Source organism: Citrobacter sp. S46_ASV_140 (genome assembly GCF_018919545.1).
Lineage (GTDB): Bacteria > Pseudomonadota > Gammaproteobacteria > Enterobacterales > Enterobacteriaceae > Citrobacter > Citrobacter braakii.
The window spans coordinates 1-2,048 of sequence record NZ_JAHLRC010000242.1 but is presented as its reverse complement, the minus strand read 5'-3'; the positions used below and the strand labels follow the sequence as shown (position 1 = coordinate 2,048).

Here is a 2,048-nt window from a genome sequence, read left to right as displayed (position 1 = left end):
GGGAAAACGCCGAACAGAATATTAAAATGATAAGCAGTGAGGACAATACCGTTCTCTGGAACGACACCCCTTATTATTTTGCAATCATCAGTGTTAAACAAAACGGAACGCCCATTAAAGTTAGCGATGATATTAAAGATAAACTGTCTGTTTTTGCTCCAGGTGAAAAAATTTCGCTGGGTAAGTTAATTTCCAGTAACAGCCTCAGTATTGTAGCATTTGATGATTATGGCGTTGACAAAGAGTATAAATTAAACAAATCCTGATTCGTGTAAGGTTTTTATTATGTGTAAATTCATATTTACTCTTTTTATCGCTTTATTATCACTATCTTCCTTACCTTCCAAAGCAGCTAACTGTAGTGGAGGTTCCATACTTTTTGATACAGATCCCAGTGATAAAAGTTACTGGAGGTATGGTTATACATCAGCAAATGATGATCCATTGTTAATAATGCGAGTAATCCTACAAGGTAAAATGACTTGTGATCCGGATTATACTGATGGTGCTGGACGATCGGTGAGTGAAATGCGCATGAATCTAACCAGTGGAACTTGTAAAAACTCTACCACCATAACGACACCCTATCCAGGTATTGAATGGAAACTGGAGGGGATGCGCTGTGAAGGCAATAATATTATCTCCAACAATGTTCAATCTAAGCCATGGGGGGATAATAATAGATACAACTGGCCCTCAGGCACTGTCTTGGGGAAAGCCAGTATTGTCGTAAATGATCAATATTGGATACAAAATAAGCAAACCGGGCAATATACGGTTAATATCCAGCCGCTTTCGCAAGGAAATACACTAGTATACAGCACGGCGGTTAATGTAAGTTCTAAGTTAGGGGGATCGATTCCTTTTATTTTTAAAGATACTGCGACCTGCGCAATGTCACTTTCTACAGAAAATTTAGATTTTGGTAAATTAACACCAAGTAATGTCAATAGTAACTCTTTATATAAAGAGTTAAAAGTCTATTATTCGTGTAAAAATAAAGCACTGATAAATGGATTATATGTTCGATTCGACCCGGAGAATGTAGTTGATGCGGCAAATGGTATGTTTAGTGCCAGTGATAGTGATGGACGGAAGCTGAACTTCCAAATGACCAGGGTGTATGGAGATTTTCATACCGTCCCCCTTAATGCGAATTATAAAATATATGAGCCGTCCAAAAAAGATCTTGATGCTACTGCGACATTTAGAATCTACGTCAAGCCTTCAACCCCATTTCCCGCCGGTAAGGTTTCTACCTACCTGAATGTTTCGCTAATATACCGATAGGCTGGATTAATTATGCACAAATGGTTAATCTTTTTTTTGATAATTTTTCCATTTCACAACGCATCTGCGTCGAAATCAGTGCAGAGGAGAGTGACGATAAACGCCGAGTTAGCCTTAAACACGTGCGCATTGTCACTCTCTCCGGCAAACCTGAACTTTCAACAAATCAGCTTTAGCCAACTTGAAAACAACGCAACTACACCACAGACAGTTGATTTGAATATTGCTTGCAGTTGGCCCGCAACTGGGATCTCACTAAAATTCTCGCCTGCTGCTGGCGTTTCCAAGAGCAGCACTAACCTGATGAATACGGGGTTATCCGGCGTTGGGCTTGCGTTGTCATGGAAAGATCCAGCCGGCACAGATTTTAAGTCGCTAGAATTAAATAAGCCTTTTGCGCTCCCAACTGCATCAAGTAACAAAAATGAAACGCTTGGTCAGTTTCAGCTGTTGCCTAAACAAATTCCGGGTGAAACGCTCCAGGCAGGGAATATTTCCACTAGTCTGACTGTCGAGGTGACCTATGATTGACAGGAGATGTCTTTTTTTCCCATTGCTGGCGGGACTGTTAAGCACATTAACGGCGTTTAATAACCAGGCCGCACAAAAGGCAAGCGTAAGTCTCCCCATTGCAATGCAGGTCACTAATCCTCAGTGCCAAATCAATAAAGGGCTTGGCCTGCCTGAAACCGTGCAACTTCCGCTGATCACAACTTCAGGGGCCTTATTAGGTGATAGTAACGTTGAAGTTCCCATTG

At 41.0% G+C, this 2,048-nt stretch carries 2 protein-coding genes and 2 pseudogenes; all 4 read left to right on the top strand.

Annotated elements, in window-relative coordinates:
- A pseudogene (locus KQJ19_RS23375) lies at nt 1–266 on the top strand (fimbrial chaperone protein); the annotation flags it as partial.
- 19 nt (nt 267–285) lie between these two features.
- Entirely contained in the window at nt 286–1,290 is a 1,005-nt protein-coding gene (locus KQJ19_RS23370; RefSeq protein ID WP_200046801.1) for a fimbrial protein, read from the top strand.
- A gap of 12 nt (nt 1,291–1,302) precedes the next feature.
- Nucleotides 1,303–1,821, top strand: coding sequence for a fimbrial protein (locus tag KQJ19_RS23365; RefSeq protein WP_200046802.1), 519 nt, complete (start codon nt 1,303–1,305; stop codon nt 1,819–1,821).
- Nucleotides 1,814–2,048, top strand: a pseudogene (locus KQJ19_RS23360) (fimbrial protein); the annotation flags it as partial. The gene KQJ19_RS23365 and the pseudogene KQJ19_RS23360, both read left to right, overlap by 8 nt.

Bases quoted from the DNA above. Each gene is read 5' to 3' on its own strand.
- KQJ19_RS23370 (WP_200046801.1), top strand. From the start codon at position 286: ATGTGTAAATTCATATTTACTCTTTTTATCGCTTTATTATCACTATCT.
- KQJ19_RS23365 (WP_200046802.1), top strand. From the start codon at position 1,303: ATGCACAAATGGTTAATCTTTTTTTTGATAATTTTTCCATTTCACAAC.